Source organism: Streptomyces musisoli (assembly GCF_016741855.1).
GTDB lineage: Bacteria > Actinomycetota > Actinomycetes > Streptomycetales > Streptomycetaceae > Streptomyces > Streptomyces musisoli.
On the sequence record NZ_JAERRH010000067.1, the window covers coordinates 1 to 2,398 of the forward strand.

1 rRNA gene is annotated in these 2,398 nt (G+C 56.8%); it reads left to right on the forward strand.

Features of this window, described 5'->3' with window-relative positions:
- Window positions 1–2,376: ribosomal RNA gene (locus tag JK361_RS40415) — 23S ribosomal RNA — on the forward strand; the annotation flags it as partial.
- Between the last annotated feature and the right edge of the window lie 22 nt (window positions 2,377–2,398).

A 2,398-nucleotide genomic window follows, 5' to 3' on the forward strand; every position in this document is an offset into this window, starting at 1 on the left:
AGGGCGATTTTAGTAGCACGCTCAAGACCCGAAGCGGAGTGATCTAGCCATGGGCAGGTTGAAGCGGAGGTAAGACTTCGTGGAGGACCGAACCCACCAGGGTTGAAAACCTGGGGGATGACCTGTGGTTAGGGGTGAAAGGCCAATCAAACTCCGTGATAGCTGGTTCTCCCCGAAATGCATTTAGGTGCAGCGTCGTGTGTTTCTTGCCGGAGGTAGAGCACTGGATAGGCGATGGGCCCTACCGGGTTACTGACCTTAGCCAAACTCCGAATGCCGGTAAGTGAGAGCGCGGCAGTGAGACTGTGGGGGATAAGCTCCATGGTCGAGAGGGAAACAGCCCAGAGCATCGACTAAGGCCCCTAAGCGTACGCTAAGTGGGAAAGGATGTGGAGTCGCACAGACAACCAGGAGGTTGGCTTAGAAGCAGCCACCCTTGAAAGAGTGCGTAATAGCTCACTGGTCTAGTGATTCCGCGCCGACAATGTAGCGGGGCTCAAGCGTACCGCCGAAGTCGTGTCATTGCAGCATATAGCCCCAACGGGTGCTGTGATGGGTAGGGGAGCGTCGTCTGCCGGGTGAAGCGGCACCGGAAGGTAGTCGTGGACGGTTGACGAGTGAGAATGCAGGCATGAGTAGCGATACAAACGTGAGAAACGTTTGCGCCGATTGACTAAGGGTTCCTGGGTCAAGCTGATCTGCCCAGGGTAAGTCGGGACCTAAGGCGAGGCCGACAGGCGTAGTCGATGGATAACCGGTTGATATTCCGGTACCCGCTGTGAAGCGTCAAACATCGAGCATCGTGATGCTAAGGCCGTGAAGCCGCCCTGATCTCTTCGGAGTTGAGGGGAGTGGTGGAGCCGCCGAACCAAGCGGTTAGTAGGTGAGTGATGGGGTGACGCAGGAAGGTAGTCCATCCCGGGCGGTGGTTGTCCCGGGGTAAGGGTGTAGGCCGCAAGGTAGGCAAATCCGCCTTGCATACGGCTGAGACCTGATGCCGAGCCGATTGTGGCGAAGTGGATGATCCTATGCTGTCGAGAAAAGCCTCTAGCGAGTTTCATGGCGGCCCGTACCCTAAACCGACTCAGGTGGTCAGGTAGAGAATACCGAGGCGTTCGGGTGAACTATGGTTAAGGAACTCGGCAAAATGCCCCCGTAACTTCGGGAGAAGGGGGGCCACATCCGGTGATGAGCTTCGCGCTCTGAGCTGGGGGTGGCCGCAGAGACCAGCGAGAAGCGACTGTTTACTAAAAACACAGGTCCGTGCGAAGCCGTAAGGCGATGTATACGGACTGACGCCTGCCCGGTGCTGGAACGTTAAGGGGACCGGTTAGCTTGGATTCGTCCAGGCGAAGCTGAGAACTTAAGCGCCAGTAAACGGCGGTGGTAACTATAACCATCCTAAGGTAGCGAAATTCCTTGTCGGGTAAGTTCCGACCTGCACGAATGGCGTAACGACTTCTCGACTGTCTCAACCATAGGCCCGGTGAAATTGCACTACGAGTAAAGATGCTCGTTTCGCGCAGCAGGACGGAAAGACCCCGGGACCTTTACTACAGTTTGATATTGGTGTTCGGTTCGGCTTGTGTAGGATAGCTGGGAGACTTTGAAGCAGGCACGCCAGTGTTTGTGGAGTCGTCGTTGAAATACCAGTCTGGTCGTGCTGGATGTCTAACCTGGGTCCGTGATCCGGATCAGGGACAGTGTCTGATGGGTAGTTTAACTGGGGCGGTTGCCTCCTAAAGGGTAACGGAGGCGCCCAAAGGTTCCCTCAGCCTGGTTGGCAATCAGGTGTTGAGTGTAAGTGCACAAGGGAGCTTGACTGTGAGACCGACGGGTCGAGCAGGGACGAAAGTCGGGACTAGTGATCCGGCGGTGGCTTGTGGAAGCGCCGTCGCTCAACGGATAAAAGGTACCCCGGGGATAACAGGCTGATCTTCCCCAAGAGTCCATATCGACGGGATGGTTTGGCACCTCGATGTCGGCTCGTCGCATCCTGGGGCTGGAGTCGGTCCCAAGGGTTGGGCTGTTCGCCCATTAAAGCGGTACGCGAGCTGGGTTTAGAACGTCGTGAGACAGTTCGGTCCCTATCCGCTGTGCGCGTAGGAGTCTTGAGAAGGGCTGTCCCTAGTACGAGAGGACCGGGACGGACGAACCTCTGGTGTGCCAGTTGTTCTGCCAAGGGCATGGCTGGTTGGCTACGTTCGGGAGGGATAACCGCTGAAAGCATCTAAGCGGGAAGCCTGCTTCGAGATGAGGACTCCCACCCACTTGATGGGGTAAGGCTCCCAGTAGACGACTGGGTTGATAGGCCGGATCTGGAAGCACGGTAACGTGTGGAGGTGACCGGTACTAATAGGCCGAGGGCTTGTCCTCAGTTGCTCGCGTCCACTGTGTT